We start from the raw sequence: 19,752 nt of genomic DNA, 5'->3' as shown, positions 1-19,752 counted from the left end.
ATTCAACATCGATCAGGGCTGCCACGTCGATACGATCTCGTCCAGCGCCGGGCGCGGCCTCTCGTCCGGCTTGCCTTCTGCCGTGCCGATATAGACGAAGCCCGCGACCTTCTCGTTGTCCTCCAGGCCGAGCGCCTGCCGCACGCCGGCGCTGTAGGCGCACCATTCCGTCACCCAGTTGACCCCGAAGCCGAGCGCGCTCGCGGCCACCACCAGATTCTGGCAGGCGGCGCCGGCCGAGAGCACTTGCTCCCATTCCGGTACGGGCGATGGTGACGTGACGCGGGAGACCACGGCAATCACCAGCGGCGCGCGCAGGAACCGCTTCGCCTCCATCTCAAGGCGAACGGCGCTCGCGGCCGGCTCTTCGGCACGGCAGATGTCGGCCAAGGCCCGTCCGAAGGCCTCCCTGGCATCGCCTTGAAAGAGGATGAAACGCCAGGGCGCCAGCTTCTTGTGGTCCGGAACCCGGGCCGCAGCCGTCAGGATTTGGTCGAGTTGGGCCGAATCGGGCCCCGGCTCGCCGAGGGCGTTGGCCGATACCGACCGGCGGGTCAGCAGATGTTCGATCGTAGGTTTGGACATAATATGCACTGTATTGGCTAAGGGCCCGGTGCATATCGCGAAACGGCTGCGCTCACAATGGGGCCAATTGGACGACCGTATAGGGACGGTCTTCCAAAAATCGGCCTCATTCCGCGTCAATTTACAGGAGTGGGGCGCCGACAAAGCCTATAGTGGGCCGGCGTAGGGAAGCGAAATCTGAAAGAGAATTGGTATGCGGGGACAGGTCCTAGCGGCGCGAAGGCTTTTGCTTTTGCCCGTTCTTGTCTTCGGCGCCGTGCCAGCGGCGGCCGAGGAGCCTGCCGCGCCCGCTTCCCAAGCCGCCGTGATCGTCGTCGACGGCTCCCAGGGCATGACTGAGAAGGTCGGCGACAACGCAAAAATCGACGGCGTCACCGGCGTGTTGTCCAAGGCAATCGCCACCCAAGGCGAGAAGAGAGCCCTCGGCCTCGTGGCCTACGGCCACCGCGAGGCCTCCAGCTGCACCGACATCGAAGCCCTCGCCAAGCCCGGCGAGTTGAAGGCCGCGACGGCCGACCCGCTGCTCGGCAAGATCACGCCGAAAGGCCAAGCGCCGGTCGCCGCTTCCATGGAGGAAGCCGCCAAGCTTGGATCTGAGGGACAACCGCTCAATATCGTTCTGATCGCCGGCGGTGCGGATACCTGCAAGGCGGATCCGTGCGCCATGGCTCAGACGCTCAAGCAGCAGCAGAAGGACCTGCGGATACACGTCGTGGGCTTGAGCACGCAGCCGCAAGACCTCCAACCGCTCGCCTGCATGGCCAATGCAACCGGCGGAAAATTCGTCGCCGCGACAAACGAACAAGGATTCGAAGTCGCCCTCGGCGCCGTGTTCGCCGCGATCGATGCCCCCGTCGCCGCACCGCCGCCCGCTCCCGTCGCGGCCGCACCCGCAGCGGCAATGCCGCCGAGGACATCGGCCGCACCCGCCAAATCACCCGGGAGCAGCGCCGGCAAGGGCGCCTCGTCGAAGTCCAGCGACGTCAACACCGTCAACACGGCCGAGAGTATCATCGAGGTGCTGCCGCCTGCCCCCGTCCCGACACCGCCGGCCCAACCCGTGCCGGTCACGTTCCACGCGCTGGCGACGGAAGCGGGCCCGCGGCTGCGGTCGGGGCTCATCTGGAGAATCTTCCACGCCGAGGCCGAGGCCGAAGGCGGCTTCGAGCTCATCAGCACGCACCGCGAGGCCGCCCCCTCTATGACCTTGCTGCCAGGCGAGTATCTCGTGAACGCCGCCTACGGGCTCTCCAATCTGACCAAGAAGATCCGGGTCGAGGGCGGAGAGGAGAAGAACGAAGCTTTCATCCTCAATACGGGCGGTCTGACGTTGAAGGCCGTGTTGGCCACCGGCGAAGACTGTGCCGAAGGCGACGTCGATTTCGACATTCAATCGGACGAGATAGATCAGTTCGGGAAGCGCGAAACGATCCTCGCCGACGCCTCACCGAACAAGGTCGTGCGCCTCAATGCCGGCGCCTATCACATCAATAGCCTGTACGGCGATGCCAACGCCAATGTCGGCGTCGACGTGACCGTCGAACCGGGACGCATCACGCAGGCCACCATCAAGCACACGGGCGCGAAGATCACCTTCCGGCTGGTTCAGAGCCGCGGCGGTGAAGCCCTGGCCGACACGGAGTGGCAGATACTCACATCCGCCGGCGACACCGTGAAGACCAACGTCGGCGCCCTGCCGACCCATATCCTCGCCGCCGGCACTTACGCGGTGATCGCAAAGCACGGCGAGAAATCCTACTCGCGCAAGTTCACCATCGAGCCGGGCAACGACAAACAGATCGAGGTGGCGATCGAGGACGGGCCCACGTCGGCGAAGGAGCTTCAGGTTCTGCTCGAGCCGCCCGAAGCGCCGCGCCCCGGGACGAGCGGCTACGCCGGCCCGCCGCCGGCCGGCGCGTTCGGTGTCGACGGGTTTTCAAATCCCGCCGACCCCAATGGCCCGCTTCTCAATCCGGGTGCTCTGCTGCGGCCTTCGCGCTAAGACAGACGTCTTGGACTAGGCTGCTTTCGCCGCGCCCGACGGTTTCGCGTCCGGCGGAACCGACTCGGCCGCGATCATCGCAACCGCATCCTCCAGGCTCATCACTTCCTGTTTCTGCGAACCGAGACGGCGCACGGAGACCGTGCCCTCCTCCGCCTCGCGCTTGCCGGCAACCAGGATGACCGGCACTTTGGCCACGGAGTGCTCGCGGACTTTGTAGTTGATCTTCTCGTTGCGAAGATCCGCCTCAGCGCGCAGGCCCGCCGCCTTGAGCCGTTCCAACACCATTTGCGCATAGTCGTTCGCATCGGAGACGATCGTCGCCACGACGGCCTGCACCGGCGAGAGCCAAAGAGGCAGATGTCCCGCATGATGCTCGACGAGAATGCCCGTGAAGCGCTCGAGCGATCCGAACATGGCGCGATGGATCATGACGGGGACCTTCTTCTCCCCGTCGGCGCCGATGTAATAGGCCCCAAGCCGCTCCGGCATGTTCAGATCGACCTGGACCGTTCCGCACTGCCAGTCGCGCCCGATGGCGTCGCGCAACACGTATTCGAGCTTGGGTCCGTAGAAGGCGCCCTCGCCCGGGTTCAGCTCGTACGACAGGCCAGCGGCCTCCACCGCGCGCTTCAGCGCGGCCTCGGCCTTGTCCCAGACCTCATCCGCGCCGACGCGCTTCTCGGGACGGTCGGAGAACTTGATCCGCACATCCTCGAAGCCGAAATCGCGGTAGATCGAGAGGACCTGCTCGTTGAGCTTCACGCATTCCTCTGTGATCTGATCTTCCGTACAGAAGATATGCGCATCGTCCTGCGTGAAGTGCCGGACCCGCAACAGACCGTGCAGCGCACCCGAAGGCTCGTAGCGGTGCACCTTGCCGAACTCGGCGATGCGCAACGGAAGGTCGCGATAGCTCTTGAGGCCGTTCTTGAAGATCTGCACATGGCCGGGGCAGTTCATGGGCTTGCAGCAGAACACGCGATCGTCCGGCGTTTCGGCGATGTACATGTTCTCCTGGAACTTCTCCCAATGGCCCGACTGCTCCCAGAGCGTGCGTTCCATCATGTCGGGCGAGTTGACCTCAACATAGCCCCAGTCCTGCTGCCGCCGGCGCATATAGCCGATCAGAGCCTGGAACAACGACCAGCCCTTGGCGTGCCAGAACACAGCGCCCGGCGCCTCTTCCTGGAAGTGGAACAGGTCCATCTCGCGGCCCAAGCGGCGATGGTCGCGCTTCTCAGCCTCCTCCAACTGGTGGAGATAGGCCTTGAGGTCGTCCTCGTTCGCCCAGGCCGTGCCATAGATGCGCTGAAGCATCGGGTTGTTCGAGTCGCCGCGCCAGTAAGCGCCCGCGATCTTGAGCAGCTTGAAGCCCTTCCCGATGCGGCCGGTCGTATCCATGTGCGGGCCGCGGCACAGGTCGAACCAATCGCCCTGATGATAGATCTTGACGTCCTCGCCCTCGGGAATCGCATCGACGAGCTCGACCTTGAAGTGCTCGCCCTTCTCGGCGAACACCTTCCTGGCCTTCTCGCGGCTCCAAACCTCAACCGTGAACGGGTGATTGGAGGCGACGATCTGGGCCATCTTCTTCTCGATGACCGGCAGATCTTCGGGCGTGAAGGAATCCTCGCGGGCGAAGTCGTAATAGAAGCCGTTCTCGATCACCGGACCGATCGTGACTTGCGTGTCCGGATAGAGTGCCTGGACGGCTTCTGCCATCACATGCGCCGCGTCGTGACGGATCAGCGTCAGCGCCTCCGGATCGGTGCGCTTGACGATACGGATGTCGCCATCGTCCTCGATCGGCTCGCCGAGATCGCGGATGGCACCGTCGACCACGACCGCGACCGCGTTCTTCTCGAGCGATTTCGAGATCGAAGCGGCCACGTCGCGCCCCGTGACTCCGGATTCGAAGTCGCGTGCGGAACCATCGGGAAACTTTAGGGAAATCATACTGTCTCTCCTCTCAATCCTGCGTACGAGCGCAGGTAAGATGGAATGGTTGGGTAGGCCGCGGGTTCTAACGGGAATCGCGGCCCAAGTCACCCGTCTTGTCACTCGTATCTAGGTATTCACGCCTTGATACGCCAGCGGCCGTAGCGCCACGGGGCAAAAGGATGGCGTTCGGCGCGGATGTCCGGCACCGGATCGTGCCCGTGGCTGCCCCATGGATTACAGCGGCAAAGCCGCGCCAGCGTCAGCCACCCGCCTTTCCACGCGCCGTTCAGGTCGATGGCTTCGCGCGCGTAGTCCGAACACGTGGGAAGATGGCGGCAATGGGCGCCGACCAGCGCGGAAAAGGTGTAGCGATAGGCCGTGATCGGGGCGAGCATTACCGCTTTCGCGATTTGCCGCCCCAGACGCGCGGGGCCGATGTCGAAGGCGGGTTCATGCGATTGGCGTGCCGTCCTTGCGCGTGAACGCGAAGCCGCCGCTTCCGTCACGCTGGGCTTTCATGTCGATATCGCTGTAATGCGCCGTCTCTTCGGGCGCCCGCGTCCCGACTTCGAGATAGGCGACCGGCGCATCGCTCCTGTTCACCAAATGATGGCCATCCGGCTCGCCCGCAGGGAAGCCCGCCGCCATGCCCGCCTCCAGAGCAAACTCCCCCTCGTCGGTGATGAGCGTGGCCGTGCCCTCGAGGATGTACACGAACTCGTCCTCATTCTCGTGCCAGTGACGCTGGGACGACCACGCGCCTGGAGCAAGCGTAACCAGGTTGACGCCGAACTGGTTCAGCCCGAGGGCGTTGCCAACCGCCCGTTTCACCCGTCCGGCGAGCGGCTCGTCGAACGGAGCCGGGTAGATGCTGCCCGTTCGCGCCGCAACAGCCATCGACTCGATCCTGGTGGGCGTCGTGTCGCTCATGTCCAAGCCTCAAACGGACGGTTGTTCGGGCGCGGCCCGCATAGCCTCGATCTGCGCGATCGCATCTTCGACCGCGTCGAAGACGAGAAGCGTCGACGGCTGACGGGCCTTGTAGTCGCGGACGGACTCGAGCAACGCGAGGTCCCCCCACTTCCCAGTGGGCGGCTCGCCGCCTTGCTTCAGCATCGCGCGCATGGCGGCACCGACCGCACGCAACTCCGCGGCAGAGGACCCGATAATCTCGCGGCCCACCACGGAAGCGGCCGTTTGACCGAGGAGACACGCCCGCACGGTCTGCCCGTAATCGGTGACGACGTCGCCATTCATCGTGAGGTCGACCTCGACGGTGCTGCCGCAGAGTTTCGAGTGGGCTCGCGCCGTTGCCTGCGGCGCAGCCAAGCGCTCGGTCCGGGGTATTGCCGCAGCCAGGGCAAGCAACCGGTCGCTGTAGATGTCCTCTGGCCGCGTCATGAAAATCCTCGTTGAAAGAGCCGCTTGTGTGGTTCTGGTTCCCGCCGCGGGTTGCAGGCCGGGGGTACGCACTATATATGCTCGGAGGAATTTATCTTCTACGCGCCCGTTGCCGCGCTGCCGCACATTTGCGTCAATCGCCTTGCGGGTTCTTTCTCTTTGAAAGAAAATCAAGCGCTTAGACAACCGGAAGGATCTGCCACGTCATGGCTACAAAGTCCGACAGCCGCGCCGACACACGCCAAGGGCGGAAGCTCTACGCAGGCATCGAGATTGGTAAGGGACCCCAGATCACTCGTCCCTCCCGCGAAGAAGCGGAAAGAGCCGTGCGGACCTTGATCGCTTATGCAGGTGACGATCCGGAGCGCGAGGGCCTGCGCGATACGCCGAAGCGCGTTGTCGGCGCCTATGACGAGTTCTTCGCCGGCTACAAGGACGACCCGATCGAGGTCCTATCGCGCACGTTCGACGACGTCGGCGGCTATGACGACATCGTCATGCTGCGCGATATCGAACTGAACTCCCATTGCGAACACCACATGGTTCCGTTCATCGGCAAGGCGCATATTGCCTACTTCCCGACCGATCGGGTCGTGGGCCTCTCCAAGCTTGCGCGCGTGGTGGAAGTCTTCGGACGCCGCCTGCAGACGCAGGAGACCATGACGGCGCAGATCGCCGAGACGATCGATCGCGTGCTGAAGCCCAAGGGCGTGGCGGTGATGATCGAGGCCGTCCATCAGTGCATGTCGATGCGCGGTGTCCGGAAGCCCGGTGTCGCGACCATCACGACGCAGTTCACCGGCGTCTTCAAGGAAGACCCGGCGCAACAAGCCCGTTTCATGCAGTTGGCGGCAGATCGCGGACGCTAGAAGAAGCGCCCGCCGGCCGCAGCGGAAAGACTTTGCGGTGATCGACGCTTCGAGATTCCCAACGATCAAGGACAAGTCCGAGCTCGAGGAAGGCGACACGTTTGCGCCTGCCTTCGACGCCGACGGTCTCGTGCCGGCCATTGTGACGGCGGCGGAGACCGGCGAGGTCTTGATGTTCGCCTATATGAACGACGAGGCCTTGGCCCGGACCATCGAGACCGGCGAAGCCCATTTCTGGTCCCGCTCGCGCAAGGCGCTGTGGCGCAAGGGTGAAACGAGCGGGAACACGCTCCGCATTGTCGAGATGCGGGTAGACTGCGATCAGGACGTGCTCTGGCTCAAGGCCGAGATGACCGGTGCCGGCGCGTGCTGCCACACGGGCCGTGTCTCGTGCTTCTATCGCCGCGTCCCGTTCGGCAAAGAGGCTGGTCAGAAGCTCGTCATGGTGCACACCGACCGTCACTTCGACCCGGCCGACGTTTACGGCGCCGCCTCGCCCAAAACCAAACCTTAAATACCCCTGGTATTGTCCTAATTGACTCGCGCCGCGACAAGCGGATCAAAACGCGTCGGCGCACGTCTTGCGGTAACGTCGTAGCAGCGTTGCGACGTGTCGATACGGGGCCCATATCTCCCGTAAGAGGCTTTTAGAATGGCAAAACCAACTGTCGGCTTAGCGCTAGGGGGCGGCTCCGCCCGCGGATGGGCGCATATCGGCGTTCTGAACACTTTGATCGCTGCCGGCCTAGAGCCGGATGTCGTCGCCGGCACCTCGATCGGGGCCGTCGCGGGCGCCTGTTTCGTGACCGGCAATCTCAAGCATCTCGAGGACTTCGCGCGGCGGCTCACGCCCCGGAAGATCTTCGGCTTTCTGGATTTCAATCTCGCCGGCTCGGGACTGATTACCGGCCAGCGCCTCTCCGGCGAGCTGCAAGACCATCTGAAGGGCCTAAGGATCGAAGATCTGGACCCCCGCTTCGTGGCGATCGCCACCGAGCTCGGGACGGGGCACGAAGTCTGGCTCAACAAGGGCGACCTCGTCACCGCGCTGAACGCGTCGTTCGCCCTGCCCGGCATCTTCAAGCCGGTCCAGATCAACGGCCAGTGGATGATCGACGGCGCGCTGGTCAATCCGGTTCCCGTGTCCGTTTGCAGAGCCCTCGGCGCCCGCATCGTGATCGCGGTCAACGTGACCAGCGATCCGTTCGGCAAGGCCGGCGTAATTCACGACCATGCCTCGTTCAGCGAACCGGCCGATATGGAGGTACCAGCGCTCCAGCCCAACGCCGACGCCGCCCAAGACGGCGGCGCGCTCCGCCTGCTGCACCGTCAGTTGTTTGGCCGCGGCAAGGGTGCACCCGGCATTTCGAGCGTGATGATGGATGCGATCAACATCACGCAGGATCGCATCGCGCGATCACGCCTTGCTGGCGACCCGCCCGATATCACCATCAATCCCAAGACCGGACGCATCGCGCTGTTCGACTTTCACCGCGCGAACGAGGCGATAGCATTGGGAGCAAAGGCCGCGGAGTCTCAGCTGGACGAGATACGGCACACGCTGAAGGCGGTCGCTGCCTAGAGGGCGCGCTCAAGAAACCTGCGGTCAGGATCAGTCGGAAGCCGATCAGCCCGTCGCAATGTACTCGCGCATGGCGGCGGCTTCCATCTCGGCCTCGGCGATACGCATCCGCACTACGTCACCGATAGACACGAGACCAACCAAGCGGCCGCGCTCGATGACGGGCATATGGCGGAAACGGTGGGCGGTCATTTCACCCATGAGTTGATCCGTGGTGTCCGCCTCGCGGCAGCTCACGACAGACTTCGTCATGCAGACCTCGACGGGCTCGTCCATCACGGACGTGCCTGCACGGGCCAGTTCCTGAACGATGTCCCGTTCGGACACGATGCCGATCACATTGCCAACGTCGTCGGCAATCACAATGCAACCGATCTTACGCTCTCCGAGCATCCGGGCGATATCCAACAACTTGGTGCTGGGAGGCGCAGTCAGCACGTCCCTGCCCTTGAGCTTCAAGATCGCTGCGACATTCATGGGGGTGATCCTCCGGCACGGCTCCACAAATTCCAACTGCGGCAGCATTGTGTCGGCAACTCGTGACGCGCGCAAGCAGTCTGGAAAACACTCGAAGATTTCCGCTGCTTACCGCAGTTGCGAAGCATCCGGCGCAGGCCGCGCGGCGTCAAAATACCCGAAGATCAGCAAGCCGCAGACGAACCCGCCAACATGCGCTTCCCACGCGATCTCGCTTTCGGGTCCGGTCCCGAACGACGCGCCGGTCAGACCGAAATAGGCGTTCAGAACCAGCCAGAAAACAATGAACCCCATGACGCGGCCGTCCCGGACTGTCTCCCTCAGGGAGGCCAGCGGCACATGCGCGAAATCGGGGATCTGCCCCCGCGGAGTGCCGCGCGCAAAAAAGATAAAGCGTAAGGCCGCCGCCATCTGTCCCGAAATGGCAGCCGAGGCACCCACCATGGGAGACACTTCGCCCCAATGTAGGACAAGGTGGGTCAGCGCCCCGGCGATCCCGCAGAGGATCGAGAACTGAAAAAACCCGGCCGTCGAGACGCGGCGCGCAACGGCCGTGCCGAAGGCCAGCATCCACAAGACGTTGACGATGAGATGCAGCCAGCCGCCATGGACCACCATGTACGTGACGAATGAGGTCACGGCGGAAATGTAGCCGCCCGGCAGCTCGGGGCGGCGCCCGTGTAACGGGCTGGAATCATTGCCAAACTTAGCAAGACAGTGAGGCCCGTCTGGAGAGGCAGCACGCTCAGGACGAGCTGCATCGCGATCATCGCGCCGGCGGAAAGCGTCACCGCGCGCGGCACGTTCAGGATCGGTTCTCTAGCCGGCATCCGAAGCTCCATGAAAATGCGGTCTCGGCGGCAACCTTAACGGCACCCCTTTCGGTGCCGAGCCCACCCCGCACAGCCGCTGGCACACTCTCTGCTTTCTTAGACCCAATCGCACCGGCTCCTCCGCGGCACCGACGCCCGGACGCAGCCGTGCCTGACAACGAGCGTTTCAAATTGGATGTGTTGAGTACCCGATGCAGCAGGAAACCACCACGAAGCTTTACGCGTATTGGAACGCGATCCGCAACGGCCGGATCGCGCCGCAACGCTTTGAGGTAGACCCATCGCAGATTTCCGGTCTGCTGCGGGAGACCTTCATTGCCGAATGCTGTGAGCCTTCTTCATTCCGTTTTCGCTTGGCCGGAACCGAGGTTTGCCAGCACTTCGGCCGCGAACTGCGCGGTGCCGACTTCCTCAGTCTGTGGTCCCTCGATGACCGGCGGACGATCTCTGCCACGCTCGACACGGTTGTCAGCGAGGGCGCGGTCGGTCACGGGACCTTTTTCGGAGTCACCGAGAACAACCGCGAGGCAGCGTTCGAGTTCGCCCTGTTGCCCCTGATCCATACCGGATCATCGATCAACCGCATTCTGGGAGCCATTACGGCCGTGGACCATCCATTCTGGTTGGGCGCGGATCCCGTCGTTGCTCTGGAACTGCGGGACATCGGCCTTCATTGGCCCGATGGCGGCGCCGGCTTGCTCCCCGCCGGCAATGCCGAAGCGGCCCTCGAGGCACGGCGGAAATTCCGGGTCGTGCAAGGCGGCCTGTCCGGCTGAGAGCCGAAATAGGCGCAATGCGGATAATTGTCGCGTCGCGCGACTCTGTGTAGATACGCTTAGCCATTCCTTAATGCCTTGCGCGCTATACGTGCTTCAGGTTGTATTCAAGAGTGCCTGCTAGAAGGCATGATTAACAGAGCGTGGCATGAGCACTCCCAGACCCCCAGAGCTAGGGCTCGATACGATGTCCGAGCGGTCGAAGCGCCAGACCGACAGACCGAAAATTCTGGAGGAACGTCGCCGGTTCAAGCGCATGGACGTGTCTCTCAACGGGCGCTTCATGGTGGAAAACACCGACGAGTATCCGTGCGAGGTGTTCAACATGTCTCCCGGCGGCATGGCGGTGAAGGCGCCTTTCTTGCCGCGTGTCGGGGAGCGGGTCATCTCCTATATCGAGCAACTGGGCGGCCTGGACGGCACGGTGACCCGGACGTTCGACGGCGGCTTCGCCGTGGAATTCAAGATCAGCGCCCGCAAGCGTGAACGCATTGCCAACGTTCTCACCTGGTACAGCAGCGGTGAGCACAACCTCGAGGACCGCGTGCACGAGCGCTATGCACCGCGCATCGCGGAGCAGAAGCTGATTCTGCCGTCCGGCTCCGTGCATGCATGCCGCGTCATCGATGTCTCTTTGAGCGGCGCATCCGTCGCGACGGATCTGCGGCCGGATATCGACTCCTTGGTCGTTCTTGCACGTCACCGCGGCAGAGTGGTCCGTCATCACGACGAAGGCTTCGCGATCGAGTTTGTCGAAGTACAGGATCCGGACAGCATGGCCCGGACATTCGGCTAACCCAGCCCAAGAATAGCCTTTCCCAATTCTTTCAGCCCTGCCAGGCCCGCTTCGCGCGGCTTAGGTAGAAAAGCATAGTCTATTCAATGACTAAGCGGCTCAACACCAGCCTTCCTAAAAGCCTGGGTAACCAAGCTCATTCAGGTTTAAGTAGGCGCCGCTAAAATTTTCCTACCAACAACCGTTCAAAACTCAGGCTTTCCTTATCCGGATCGCAAATTGTTCCTGCGATAGTTCTCCCTAACAACAGGGGGACGTAATGAAAAACTTTGTTTTGGGGACAGCTTTTCTGATGTTTATTTCGTCGCTTCCAGCAGAGGCGACCAATAAACACACTATCTCGCTGAAGACGTCATCTGACTCTTATCAGATGACCTTCATGCAATCCTTCGGCGAAACCTTGCCGCCCGTTGGCTATGTGAACTTCTGCCGCGCGCGCTCGGCCGAGTGCCGCCCGTCGCGCCGCTTCACCGATCGCATTCAGCTGACGCAGGAGAGAGCCGCAGCGCTGCGCAAGGTGAATGTCGCCGTCAACAAGGCGATCGCACCCGTCACGGACATGGATCTTTACGGCGAGGTCGAACGGTGGACCTACCCGGTCAAGCAGGGCGACTGCGAGGACTATGTGCTGCTGAAGCGCCGCATCCTCATCCAGCGCGGCTGGCCGGCGACCGCCCTCCTCATCACGGTCGTTCGTGACGAGAACAATGAAGGTCATGCGGTCCTGACCGCACGGACCGACCGTGGCGACTTCGTGCTCGACAATAAGGTGAATCAGGTGAAAGCCTGGGCCGATACGCCCTACACCTTCGTGAAGCAGCAATCGGCCCGCAATCCGCTGGTCTGGATCTCGCTCCTGCCGCCGGACCTCGAGCCGCAACCTGCAACTTCGGCGTCGAACCGCCGCTAACAACCGCGTTTTGCCTCCCCAGTCCCCCTCAACGGGAGGCAACCCAAGGGCCCGGTGACAATCCCCCACCGATCCCCACCAGCCGGGCCCTTACTCGAGCCGGTCCTCCTTCCCCGGAGGCCGGCTCCTTCTTTTTCCGAATGCCTATACGTTCAAGAGAATGTCGATCAGCAGACAGCCGATCATGAGGCTCCAGAAGCCCGCGATCCCCGACGCGAGCCAGAACCACCCTTGCGGCCGCTTTTCGAAGTAGACGCCCCGCCAGGCGTTGCGCATGAGGATTTCAGGGCCCGCAAGGACCCGCAGAAGGACGCTTCCGATGGATGCTGCGAGGGACCGGTGCTCCACAAAGAAGCGCATCGGCTGTCCCGAAACGAGCTGAACGAAACTCGAAAGCACACCCGCGGTCACGAAACCGACCGCAATCACGAACGCAAAAACCAGCCCTTCGCTCATTGCCACTCCCCTGGTGGCGCCAATCCCATGGCGCATCTCGACGAGACGCACCATAGCGAGCGAGGCATTTGATGTGACTTTTATTCTTAATGAGTGGTTAACGCGTGACCCACAGCCGACCCGGCCCTGTTACTGCAGGTCGTAATCCAGGATCGCCATCTGGAACTGGTAGGCCGTGTCGTCCGGGTCCTCGTCGTCACGAAACAGAATTCCGATGAACTCGTCGCCGATGTAGACCTCGGCGGAGTCGTCCTTTTGAGGACGTTGCCGGACCTCGATATCCGCCATGCGGAAGGTCTTCTTCAGATAGCTCTCGAGCTTCAGAATTTCGTCGCGTGTCACTGCACTTGCCCCCTTCAGAACCTTAGAATTCGTCGTTGCCGAGGTGAACATCCTCGCCCGGTACGAACTGATCCATGGTCAGCGCCGGCTCTGGGCATGTGTTTTCACCGATATCTCTGGCCGGAACGCCCGCCACCGTGCGGCGCGCCGGAATGTCCTTGAGCACTACGCTGCCGGCCGCGATCCGCGCGCAGTTGCCGACCTTGATATTCCCGAGAATTTTCGCGCCGGCGCCGATCATCACGCCACGGCCGATCTTGGGATGACGATCGCCGTGCTCGTTGCCGGAGCCGCCGAGCGTCACACCGTGCAGGAGCGAGCAATTGTCTCCCACCACGGCCGTCTCGCCGATCACGATGCCGGTGGCATGGTCGATCATGATGCCGCGGCCGATCTGCGCTGCAGGATGAATGTCCACCTGCAGGAAGCGGGAAACGAGGCTCTGCAGATAGAGCGCGAAGTCCTTGCGCCCCGCGTTCCACAGCCGGTGGCCGATGCGGTGCGTCTGCAAGGCGTGGTAGCCCTTGAAATAGATGAGCGGCTCGATCAGCCGGTCGCAGGCCGGATCGCGTTGAATCCAAGCCATCGCGTCCGCCCGGAACTCCTCGCCGAGCGAGGGGTCCTGATCGAGAATCTCATGAAATGTCGTGTGGATCAGGCCGGGATCGAGCACGGCGTGCTGCAGACGCCGCGCCAAACGATGCACGACCGCATCCTCGAAACGCGAATGGCTCAGAATCGAGGCGTAAAGAAACCCGCCCAGAGCAGGCTCGGCCGCGCTGACCTCTTCGGCCTCGCGCCGGACTTGGCTCCACACCGGATCCCAACTTTCGACTTTTGGCTGTGCCGCCACTGCTGGCTTGTTCATGGCTCACCTCTTCGGAGCTCGGCTCAGTTGAGCCCCCCTAGCAGGTACATGTGGTTACGTCTAGCGCGGCCGCCGCTTTTGGCAAACCGGACGTTCACGGGCGCGACGCCAAAAACGCCAGCACGCCCTCTTTGAACTGCTTGTCGCCTACGGCCTTCATATGGTCGCGCCCGGATATGTCCAGGAACTGGGCATTCGGAATCAGTTCCGCAAGCGCCGCTCCCGATCCGCCGATCACATCTTTACTACCGACCGCCACGAGTACCGGTACGGTGAGCTCGCCGAGTTTTTCCCGAGGGACCTTCTCGCGCGGGCCGCGCATACAGGCCGCCAGAGCCTTGAGGTCGCTTTTCGTCTGCTCGGCGAAGACGCGAAAACTGCGCGCGGTGTCGTTGGTGACGTCTTCCAGCCGTGGGGCTTCGAGCGCCGCCGCCAACGGCCCCGCGCCTACCATGCCGCGGACCATGTGGATCCCGAGCCCGCCGAACACGATGCTTCGCACCCGGTCCGGGTGGGCAAAGGCGAGAAACGCCGCTATCCGGGCGCCCATGGAATAGCCAAGCACATCCACGCGATCGATTTCGAGGTGATCGAGGAGACGGATCGCATCTTCGGCCATTTCGGGGCGCCGTAGCGCTCCGGATCGTACAGCTTGTCGCTCTGGCCATGGCCTCGATTGTCGAGCGCGATGACTCGGCGGCCATCCTGCGTCAACGTGCGCACCCATTGCGGATCGACCCAGTTGGTCCCCACGTTGGACGCAAAACCGTGGATCAGAAGGATCGGATCGCCCTCCCCCTCGTCCAGATAGGCGATCCGCACGCCGTCGGAATCGAAACTCTGCATTCTTTGACCTACCGCATTCCGTCAAGGGTCACTATGCTGGAGCCACCGTCCTTCAACCACAGGCGAACGGAATATCATGGCTCAATCGCTCGTGCCCCATTACGTGAATGACATAGGCGTCAACCGGATCAAGATCGGCGTCAAGGAGTTCCAGTGCATGGGCGCGTCGCCGCCGCAGGATCATCCGCACGTCTATCTCGACATGGGCAGCGAAAACGAAGTCATCTGCCCGTATTGCTCGACGCTCTATGTCTACGACGTCGCGCTGGCGCCGACGGAAAGCGATCCCGATGGATGCGTCTACGTGGCCACGGCGCCCGCGGGGGCACCGGCGGCCTAAGACAAAATCTCTATGACGACGAACCGGCCGGTCCTGATTGCGGGCGGCGGCATCGGCGGGCTTACGGCCGCGATCGCGCTGGACCGTAAGGCGATCGATGCCCAAATCCTCGAGCGCTCGACGTTCTCGGAAGAAAGCGGCGCTGGAATTCAGCTCGGCCCGAACGCCACGAGAATCCTCCGGCGATTGGGTGTGCTCGACGCGCTCGACCCGCAGACCTTCCGGCCCGACGCCGTCTGGCTCTTCGACGGCCGGAACGGAAAGAAGCTCGCAACGGTCCCGCTCGGCGCGTTCGCGCAGACGCGCTATGGCGCGCCTTATATCACCGCTCATCGGGCCGATCTGCACGAAGCACTGCGAACCGTCGCTAGCGACTGCACGCACGTCTCGCTCTCCCCTGAATTCACGGTTACCGATGTCCGTGACGAGGACGGGATAAGCGTCACCGGGTCCGACGGCGAGACTCGAAACGGTTCACTGCTCATCGGCGCGGACGGCCTTTGGTCGACGGTCCGCGGCTGGGTCGCGCCGGGCATGGCGCCGTCCTTCACCGGCGCGACGGCCTTTCGCAGCCTCATACCGCGCGATGCGCTGCCCGAGCCGTTCTCTTCGCCCATCGTCGGCCTCTGGCTCGGCCCCCGCTCCCACTTGGTGCACTACCCCGTTCAGGGCGGCGAGGCGGTCAATGTCGTGGCCGTGACGGAGCAAGGCGAGAAGGAAGAGGGCTGGAACAGGTCGGCGGCGAAGGAAACCGTGCTCGGCAACTTCGCGCGCTGGAACGATGCGCCGCTCGGTCTGCTCGATGCCGCGCCGAGCTGGCGCGCCTGGTCGCTGTTCGGCCTGCCGGCCCTGCCCCATTGGTCGCGCGGCGCGACGGTTCTTCTCGGCGACGCCGCCCATCCGGTCCTCCCATATTTGGCGCAAGGCGCCGGACTTGCCATCGAAGACGCCGCCGAGCTCGCAAGTTTTCTCGGCCAAACGCCGTCGCAGCTGTCCCGCGCGTTCCAGGCCTATGAGGCCGTCCGGCACCCGCGCGCGACACGCGTCCAGCAGGCCTCACGGCGCCTCGGCCGTGCCTATCACATGGGAGACGGTTTTCTCGGCGAGGTTTTCCGCAACACACGCAACACGATACTCGGCCTGCGCAGCGAAACAGCGACGTTGCGCGGATTCGACTGGCTCTATGGCCATGGAGGGTAATCCGATGACACAGAAGCAGGTTGGAGTTGCGACCGGAATGGCGATCGCCGTGGCCATCACGGTCATAACGCTCGCGCTGCCGTTCGTCTGGCCGGGATTTCCGGCCGGACCAGACGACCTGGCCGGCACGATGCGGTTGTGGGCCTACGTCACAACCGGAGTGTCGTTCTGGCTGTTGGTGTCGGTGGCCCGTCTTGCCAAACACCGCTTCTTCACGCCGAAAGACATCGATGCCGCAGCGGGATCGAGCGAAACGTCGACAGCGCGAGTGCTGCAGTCGCTGCTGCAAAATACGCTGGAACAGTCGGTTCTCGCCATCGCGATCTATGGGGCTTGGTTCGCCTTGGCGCCTCCCGAGGCACGGCTGCTGCCGCTTCTTTGCGTGGCACTCTTCGGACTGGGGCGACTCCTCTTCTATCTGGGATATGGGCGGGGGGCGGTGGCCCGCTCATTGGGCTTCGCACTGACCTTTTATCCGACCGTGGGGCTCTTTATCCTGCTGCTCGGATTCTCCGCGGCGCGCCTAATCGGCGCGGCGCAGGCAATCCCGCTTCAGACGACTTTCTGCCTTGATCCGTCTATGTTTGGATGACATCAAACGCTGATTCCCGTGCCGCCGTCACGAGTCGCCGCCCTCTCCACAAACCCCGGTAGCCCCACGCATGCTTCTTGCCCTTGCCACGCTCACGCCGTTCCTCGGCGCGGTTATTCCGCTGCTGGCAGACCGTCTGGGGCGTGATGTTTGTGCAATTGCAACCGGCGCGGTCACCCTGACGGCGCTTGCGCTCGTGATGTCGCACGCGCCAGCCGTCTACAGCGGCGAGGTCGTCACCTGGAGCGTGCCGTGGCTGCCCGCAATCGGGCTGTCCTTCTCGTTTTTCGCGGACGGCCTCGGGCTGTTCTTCGCGGGGCTCATTCTCGGCATCGGGCTGCTGATCATTCTCTATGCCCGCTACTACTTGAGCTCCAAGGATTCGCTGAGCCTGCTCTATTTCTATCTGCTGATGTTTCAAGGCGCGATGGTCGGCATCGTCCTCAGCGACAACATCCTTCTGCTGATCGTCTTCTGGGAACTGACCAGCCTCACCTCGTTCCTGCTCATCGGCTATTGGCGGCATCTGCCCGAGTCACGCCAAGGGGCTCGCATGGCACTGATCGTCACCGGCACCGGCGGCCTCGCGCTGATCGCGGGCATGCTGATCCTGGGGCATATCGCCGGCAGCTACGAGATCACGGAGATCCTTCAGCGCGGGGACGCCGTCCGGTCCTCACCGATGTTCCTGCCCGCGATGCTCCTGGTCCTGCTCGGCGCCTTCACCAAATCCGCGCAGTTCCCGTTCCATTTCTGGCTGCCGCACGCCATGGCCGCGCCGACCCCCGTCTCCGCCTATCTGCACTCCGCCACCATGGTGAAGGCGGGGCTGTTCTTGATGGCCCGGCTGTGGCCGGTGTTCTCACCCGCCGATGCGTGGTTCCTCATCGTCGCGCCGATCGGCCTCGTCACCATGCTGATCGCAGCCTGGATCGCCCTGTTCCGGAACGACCTCAAGGCGCTGCTGGCCTACTCGACCGTGAGTCATCTCGGCCTGACGACAATGCTGCTTGGCTTTGGCACACCGCTGGCCGCGGTCGCCGCCATGTTCCACATCCTCAACCACGCCACGTTCAAGGCGGGGCTTTTCATGTGCGCCGGGATCGTGGACCACGAAACGGGCACGCGGGACATCCGGCGGCTCGGCGCGCTGATGACCCTCATGCCGATCACCGCGACGCTGGCGTTGATCGGCGCGGCGTCCATGGCCGGCATCCCCTTCTTCAACGGCTTCCTCTCCAAGGAGATGATGCTCGAGGAAGCCTCGCACACCTCCTATGGCGGACATGCTTGGGTGATCCCGTTACTTGTGACGCTGGCCTCCTTGTTCTCGGCCGCCTATTCGTATCGCTTTGCCATCAGCACGTTTCTCGGACCGGTGCGCGACGACTATCCGAAGAAGCCTCACGATCCGCCCCTCGGCATGTGGCTGCCCGTCGCTCTCCTGGCCGTTCTTGTCGTCGTGATCGGAATCTTCCCGGCGCAGACGGCAGGCGCCATCGTCGAGCGCACCGCGTCGGCCGTCGTCGGCGGGGCGCTACCCGAATATCATCTCGCACTCTGGCACGGCTTCACGCCCGCGCTCCTCATGAGCGCGATCGCACTCATAGGCGGCGCATTCCTGTTCCGGTCCTACAACGCCGCGGATCAGCTGCGCCTCGTCTTCGCCGGCATGGACGCGAAGAGCATGTTCGACGCCGGCGTATCGGGCCTTGTCCGCGGCGCGCGCCGCTTCATCAATGCCACCCATAACGGTTCGTTCTCGCGCTATGCCGGCATCATCTTGGTGACGATCCTCGTGGTCGGCGCGGCGGCCTTTTTCCATGCGCCGCATGGAGCGGGGACACGGGCCGTGATTCCGGGGTCGTTCCCGGCGACCGCCGCCTGGTTGGTCCTCGCCACGTTGTGCATTTCGTTGCTGTTCTGGCACCAGAACCGCCTGCTGTCCCTGGTCCTGACCAGCGGTGTCGGCTTGATCGCCGCGCTGTTCTTCCTCGAGTTCTCCGCGCCCGATCTGTCCCTGACCCAGATCTCGGTCGACATCGTCACGACGATCCTGCTGTTGCTCGCGCTCAATCTCGTGCCGCAGACCTCACCGCAGGAAACAAGCACCGGCGGACGGTTCGCACGCGCGACAGTCGCCGCAGCCGTGGGTCTCGGTATCGCCGCCCTCGCCTACGCGATCATGACGCGCGATTTTCAGACGATCTCGGATTACTACCTGGCCGAGGCCAAGCCCGGCGGCGGCGGGACCAATGTCGTGAACGTCATCCTCGTCGACTTCCGCGGCTTTGATACGTACGGCGAGATCATCGTGCTCGGGATCGCGGCAATCACCATCTACGCGCTGCTCGACAACGCCTTGCGCGGCGCTGCCGCACGCACGCTGGCGTCGATCCGAAGTGACCGCGAGCAAAGCGTCAACGCCCACCCGATGATGCTGGTGGTCGCGACGCGCGTCCTGTTTCCGCTCGTGCTCGTGGTGGCGGCCTTCGTCTTCCTGCGGGGCCACAACATGCCGGGCGGCGGCTTCATCGCCGGCCTGATCGTGGCCATCGCGCTGATCATGCAATACATCGCCAGCGGCTACGGCTGGGCCGCGTCCCGCATGCGCCTGGACAGCCAGGTGCTCATCGGCACGGGCGTGCTGATCGCCGGACTGACCGGCGTCGTGTCGCTGATCTTCGGCTGGCCCTTCCTGACCAGCACGTACACGTATGTGCACCTTCCGATCATCGGCGAGTTCGAAGTCGCCTCGGCCATGTCGTTCGACCTCGGCGTGTTCCTGGCAGTGGTCGGCGTGGTCATGCTGTCGCTCGCCCAGATCTCGCGCGTGGAGGCGCGCGCCGAGCCCGAAGTCGTTCCCGAAGGCCCGATGGACGTTCCCTTGAAGGACGGCCAGGTCGTCAGCTCGAGCAAGAAGGAGAGCTGAC

21 protein-coding genes and 1 pseudogene are annotated in these 19,752 nt (G+C 63.4%); 11 read left to right on the top strand and 11 right to left on the bottom strand.

Annotated features, from left to right (window positions below):
• Window positions 1-12 precede the first annotated feature (12 nt).
• The gene (locus tag DCY11_RS13965) at window positions 13-585 is read right to left on the bottom strand and encodes a nitroreductase (RefSeq protein ID WP_108683392.1); all 573 of its coding nucleotides are present in this window, start codon (window positions 583-585) and stop codon (window positions 13-15) included.
• A 232-nt stretch (window positions 586-817) separates the two neighbouring features.
• On the opposite strand from DCY11_RS13965, the gene DCY11_RS15625 reads away from it, so the two are divergent.
• Window positions 818-2,587 carry a hypothetical protein gene (locus tag DCY11_RS15625; RefSeq protein WP_159080041.1) on the top strand — a complete coding sequence of 590 codons (1,770 nt, stop codon included), beginning with the start codon at window positions 818-820 and terminating at the stop codon, window positions 2,585-2,587.
• A gap of 15 nt (window positions 2,588-2,602) precedes the next feature.
• Here DCY11_RS15625 and thrS read toward each other — a convergent pair whose 3' ends face one another.
• From thrS to DCY11_RS13930, 4 genes are all read right to left on the bottom strand, one after another.
• Complete coding sequence (gene thrS / locus DCY11_RS13945) at window positions 2,603-4,546, bottom strand: threonine--tRNA ligase (protein ID WP_108683388.1); 1,944 nt, start codon at window positions 4,544-4,546, stop codon at window positions 2,603-2,605.
• Window positions 4,547-4,665: 119 nt separating this feature from the next.
• Entirely contained in the window at window positions 4,666-4,926 is a 261-nt protein-coding gene (gene yidD / locus DCY11_RS13940) for a membrane protein insertion efficiency factor YidD (protein ID WP_208430473.1), read from the bottom strand.
• A 55-nt stretch (window positions 4,927-4,981) separates the two neighbouring features.
• Entirely contained in the window at window positions 4,982-5,461 is a 480-nt protein-coding gene (locus tag DCY11_RS13935) for a cupin domain-containing protein (protein ID WP_108683387.1), read from the bottom strand.
• A gap of 9 nt (window positions 5,462-5,470) precedes the next feature.
• The gene (locus DCY11_RS13930) at window positions 5,471-5,932 is read right to left on the bottom strand and encodes an iron-sulfur cluster assembly scaffold protein (protein WP_108683386.1); all 462 of its coding nucleotides are present in this window, start codon (window positions 5,930-5,932) and stop codon (window positions 5,471-5,473) included.
• 206 nt (window positions 5,933-6,138) lie between these two features.
• Here DCY11_RS13930 and folE point away from each other — a divergent pair, with 206 nt between their 5' ends.
• The 3 genes from folE (at window position 6,139) to DCY11_RS13915 (ending at window position 8,383) form a co-directional block, all read left to right on the top strand.
• Window positions 6,139-6,801: a GTP cyclohydrolase I FolE gene (folE, locus tag DCY11_RS13925; protein WP_108683385.1), complete on the top strand. Its 663-nt coding sequence runs from the start codon at window positions 6,139-6,141 to the stop codon at window positions 6,799-6,801.
• A 37-nt stretch (window positions 6,802-6,838) separates the two neighbouring features.
• Complete coding sequence (hisI, locus tag DCY11_RS13920) at window positions 6,839-7,315, top strand: phosphoribosyl-AMP cyclohydrolase (protein WP_245409383.1); 477 nt, start codon at window positions 6,839-6,841, stop codon at window positions 7,313-7,315.
• 138 nt (window positions 7,316-7,453) lie between these two features.
• Entirely contained in the window at window positions 7,454-8,383 is a 930-nt protein-coding gene (locus DCY11_RS13915) for a patatin-like phospholipase family protein (protein WP_069444935.1), read from the top strand.
• Window positions 8,384-8,428: 45 nt separating this feature from the next.
• Here the strand turns inward: DCY11_RS13915 and DCY11_RS13910 are convergent, their stop codons facing one another.
• Together DCY11_RS13910 and DCY11_RS13905 are read right to left on the bottom strand one after the other, a co-directional pair.
• Entirely contained in the window at window positions 8,429-8,860 is a 432-nt protein-coding gene (locus DCY11_RS13910) for a CBS domain-containing protein (protein ID WP_069444936.1), read from the bottom strand.
• A 108-nt stretch (window positions 8,861-8,968) separates the two neighbouring features.
• A complete protein-coding gene (locus DCY11_RS13905; RefSeq protein WP_245409382.1) occupies window positions 8,969-9,499 on the bottom strand; it encodes a rhomboid family intramembrane serine protease in 531 nt (176 codons plus the stop codon).
• Window positions 9,500-9,884: 385 nt separating this feature from the next.
• Here DCY11_RS13905 and DCY11_RS13895 point away from each other — a divergent pair, with 385 nt between their 5' ends.
• The 3 genes from DCY11_RS13895 (at window position 9,885) to DCY11_RS13885 (ending at window position 12,175) form a co-directional block, all read left to right on the top strand.
• Complete coding sequence (locus tag DCY11_RS13895) at window positions 9,885-10,469, top strand: PAS domain-containing protein (protein WP_108683382.1); 585 nt, start codon at window positions 9,885-9,887, stop codon at window positions 10,467-10,469.
• Window positions 10,470-10,617: 148 nt separating this feature from the next.
• Window positions 10,618-11,265 (top strand): PilZ domain-containing protein, encoded by a 648-nt coding sequence (locus DCY11_RS13890; RefSeq protein WP_208430472.1) that lies wholly within the window; start codon window positions 10,618-10,620, stop codon window positions 11,263-11,265.
• Between the two features lie 259 nt (window positions 11,266-11,524).
• Window positions 11,525-12,175: a transglutaminase-like cysteine peptidase gene (locus DCY11_RS13885; RefSeq protein WP_245409381.1), complete on the top strand. Its 651-nt coding sequence runs from the start codon at window positions 11,525-11,527 to the stop codon at window positions 12,173-12,175.
• Between the two features lie 144 nt (window positions 12,176-12,319).
• Here DCY11_RS13885 and DCY11_RS13880 read toward each other — a convergent pair whose 3' ends face one another.
• The 4 genes and pseudogenes from DCY11_RS13880 to DCY11_RS13865 form a co-directional block, all read right to left on the bottom strand.
• Window positions 12,320-12,631 (bottom strand): hypothetical protein, encoded by a 312-nt coding sequence (locus DCY11_RS13880; RefSeq protein WP_108683380.1) that lies wholly within the window; start codon window positions 12,629-12,631, stop codon window positions 12,320-12,322.
• A 129-nt stretch (window positions 12,632-12,760) separates the two neighbouring features.
• Window positions 12,761-12,973, bottom strand: a complete 213-nt coding sequence (locus DCY11_RS13875; protein WP_045367706.1) for a DUF3126 family protein — start codon at window positions 12,971-12,973, stop codon at window positions 12,761-12,763.
• A 22-nt stretch (window positions 12,974-12,995) separates the two neighbouring features.
• Complete coding sequence (gene cysE, locus DCY11_RS13870; RefSeq protein WP_108683379.1) at window positions 12,996-13,841, bottom strand: serine O-acetyltransferase; 846 nt, start codon at window positions 13,839-13,841, stop codon at window positions 12,996-12,998.
• 94 nt (window positions 13,842-13,935) lie between these two features.
• A pseudogene (locus DCY11_RS13865) lies at window positions 13,936-14,687 on the bottom strand (alpha/beta fold hydrolase).
• A gap of 76 nt (window positions 14,688-14,763) precedes the next feature.
• On the opposite strand from DCY11_RS13865, the gene DCY11_RS13860 reads away from it, so the two are divergent.
• From DCY11_RS13860 to DCY11_RS13845, 4 genes are all read left to right on the top strand, one after another.
• Window positions 14,764-15,027: a zinc-finger domain-containing protein gene (locus DCY11_RS13860; RefSeq protein ID WP_108683378.1), complete on the top strand. Its 264-nt coding sequence runs from the start codon at window positions 14,764-14,766 to the stop codon at window positions 15,025-15,027.
• A 12-nt stretch (window positions 15,028-15,039) separates the two neighbouring features.
• Complete coding sequence (locus tag DCY11_RS13855) at window positions 15,040-16,227, top strand: FAD-dependent monooxygenase (RefSeq protein ID WP_108683377.1); 1,188 nt, start codon at window positions 15,040-15,042, stop codon at window positions 16,225-16,227.
• Between the two features lie 37 nt (window positions 16,228-16,264).
• Complete coding sequence (locus DCY11_RS13850) at window positions 16,265-16,819, top strand: MAPEG family protein (RefSeq protein ID WP_159080040.1); 555 nt, start codon at window positions 16,265-16,267, stop codon at window positions 16,817-16,819.
• Window positions 16,820-16,889: 70 nt separating this feature from the next.
• Window positions 16,890-19,751 carry a monovalent cation/H+ antiporter subunit A gene (locus tag DCY11_RS13845; RefSeq protein ID WP_108683375.1) on the top strand — a complete coding sequence of 954 codons (2,862 nt, stop codon included), beginning with the start codon at window positions 16,890-16,892 and terminating at the stop codon, window positions 19,749-19,751.
• Window position 19,752 lies beyond the last annotated feature (1 nt).

It is taken from the genome of Methyloceanibacter sp. wino2 (genome assembly GCF_003071365.1).
Lineage (GTDB): Bacteria > Pseudomonadota > Alphaproteobacteria > Rhizobiales > Methyloligellaceae > Methyloceanibacter.
The sequence above is the reverse complement of the archived record's forward strand: the minus strand, read 5'-3'. Positions and strand labels throughout refer to the sequence as shown.

What these genes read in the sequence shown, in the direction of transcription:
- DCY11_RS13895 (WP_108683382.1), top strand. Translation starts at nt 9,885, where the DNA reads ATGCAGCAGGAAACCACCACGAAGCTTTACGCGTATTGGAACGCGATC.
- thrS (WP_108683388.1), bottom strand. Translation starts at nt 4,546, where the DNA reads ATGATTTCCCTAAAGTTTCCCGATGGTTCCGCACGCGACTTCGAATCC.
- DCY11_RS13915 (WP_069444935.1), top strand. Translation starts at nt 7,454, where the DNA reads ATGGCAAAACCAACTGTCGGCTTAGCGCTAGGGGGCGGCTCCGCCCGC.
- DCY11_RS13845 (WP_108683375.1), top strand. Translation starts at nt 16,890, where the DNA reads ATGCTTCTTGCCCTTGCCACGCTCACGCCGTTCCTCGGCGCGGTTATT.
- DCY11_RS13880 (WP_108683380.1), bottom strand. Translation starts at nt 12,631, where the DNA reads ATGAGCGAAGGGCTGGTTTTTGCGTTCGTGATTGCGGTCGGTTTCGTG.
- folE (WP_108683385.1), top strand. Translation starts at nt 6,139, where the DNA reads ATGGCTACAAAGTCCGACAGCCGCGCCGACACACGCCAAGGGCGGAAG.
- DCY11_RS13890 (WP_208430472.1), top strand. Translation starts at nt 10,618, where the DNA reads ATGAGCACTCCCAGACCCCCAGAGCTAGGGCTCGATACGATGTCCGAG.
- DCY11_RS13965 (WP_108683392.1), bottom strand. Translation starts at nt 585, where the DNA reads ATGTCCAAACCTACGATCGAACATCTGCTGACCCGCCGGTCGGTATCG.
- DCY11_RS13855 (WP_108683377.1), top strand. Translation starts at nt 15,040, where the DNA reads ATGACGACGAACCGGCCGGTCCTGATTGCGGGCGGCGGCATCGGCGGG.
- DCY11_RS13850 (WP_159080040.1), top strand. Translation starts at nt 16,265, where the DNA reads ATGGCGATCGCCGTGGCCATCACGGTCATAACGCTCGCGCTGCCGTTC.
- DCY11_RS13860 (WP_108683378.1), top strand. Translation starts at nt 14,764, where the DNA reads ATGGCTCAATCGCTCGTGCCCCATTACGTGAATGACATAGGCGTCAAC.
- yidD (WP_208430473.1), bottom strand. Translation starts at nt 4,926, where the DNA reads ATGCTCGCCCCGATCACGGCCTATCGCTACACCTTTTCCGCGCTGGTC.
- DCY11_RS13910 (WP_069444936.1), bottom strand. Translation starts at nt 8,860, where the DNA reads ATGAATGTCGCAGCGATCTTGAAGCTCAAGGGCAGGGACGTGCTGACT.
- DCY11_RS13930 (WP_108683386.1), bottom strand. Translation starts at nt 5,932, where the DNA reads ATGACGCGGCCAGAGGACATCTACAGCGACCGGTTGCTTGCCCTGGCT.
- DCY11_RS13885 (WP_245409381.1), top strand. Translation starts at nt 11,525, where the DNA reads ATGAAAAACTTTGTTTTGGGGACAGCTTTTCTGATGTTTATTTCGTCG.
- DCY11_RS13935 (WP_108683387.1), bottom strand. Translation starts at nt 5,461, where the DNA reads ATGAGCGACACGACGCCCACCAGGATCGAGTCGATGGCTGTTGCGGCG.
- cysE (WP_108683379.1), bottom strand. Translation starts at nt 13,841, where the DNA reads ATGAACAAGCCAGCAGTGGCGGCACAGCCAAAAGTCGAAAGTTGGGAT.